Source organism: Serratia sp. Sp408, from assembly GCF_057180665.1.
The window spans coordinates 1-478 of sequence record NZ_JBXUFT010000024.1 but is presented as its reverse complement, the minus strand read 5'-3'; the positions used below and the strand labels follow the sequence as shown (position 1 = coordinate 478).

The following is a 478-nucleotide window of genomic DNA, read 5'->3' as shown; positions in this document are numbered from 1 at the left end:
ATTCGGGCCGCTGGCGTAAAAGTCCTGCTTCAACAGATTCTCGGATATTGGCAGACCATGCTCACGGTAACTGACCGGGCTGAACCGGCGCGAGGCTTTCGCCCGCAGCCCCTGACGACGCAGACTGGCGGCGATAGTCTTGATGTTGTACTCCGGCAGTTCATCAGCAAGACGAGGCGCTCCATAACGCTGTTTTGCCTTGGCAAAGGTCTGTCGAACCGCATCATCGCAGACAAGTCGGAACTGTTGACGCCGGTTTATCTGGTGACGACGCTGACGCCAGGCATACCAGCCACTGCGGGCGACGTGCAGTACCCGGCACATGGCTTTGATACTGAACTCAGCCTGATGCTTTTCGATAAAGACATACTTCATTTCAGGCGCTTGGCGAAGTATGTCGCGGCCTTTTGGAGAATGGCCAGTTCCTCGTCCCGTTCAGCCAGTTGGCGTTTGAGGCGGGCATTCTCAGCGGCGAGTT

1 pseudogene is annotated in these 478 nt (G+C 56.7%); it reads right to left on the bottom strand.

Going from position 1 to position 478, the window contains the following annotated elements:
• Nucleotides 1–478 (bottom strand): annotated as a pseudogene (locus AC2AXP_RS22660) (transposase family protein); the annotation flags it as partial.